This window comes from Mycobacterium sp. NGS67 (assembly GCF_059812185.1).
Window position 1 is genome coordinate 1 of the sequence record NZ_JCALCF010000100.1, and the last position, 314, is coordinate 314.

Sequence of the window (314 nt, forward strand, 5' to 3'; positions counted from 1 at the left end):
ACCAGGACGGGGACCATAAACACTTCATCCGCGCCAGATGCGCGAACTCCTGCCGAAGACGCCGCGACGAGCGCCCTTTCAGAATCTGAACGAGTTTTGACACCGCCACCTGCGGTGGCAGCTCGACGAGCAGATGCACATGATCGGGCATCGTCTCGACCTCAATCACCATTCCGTTAAACTCGGCGACCACCTCTCCGATGATCTGCTTCAACCGCTTCTGGATTGGCCCACGCAACACATCACGGCGGTACTTCGGGCACCAAATCACGTGGTACTTCACCGAAAACACCGATTTACGTGTCGACCGGTAC

At 57.3% G+C, this 314-nt stretch carries 1 protein-coding gene; it reads right to left on the reverse strand.

The annotated features are described in order from the left end of the window. On the reverse strand, positions 1–283 hold a 283-nt coding region (gene tnpA, locus AC5Y4D_RS27415), incomplete at its 3' end, for an IS200/IS605 family transposase (RefSeq protein ID WP_500038788.1). Positions 284–314 lie beyond the last annotated feature (31 nt).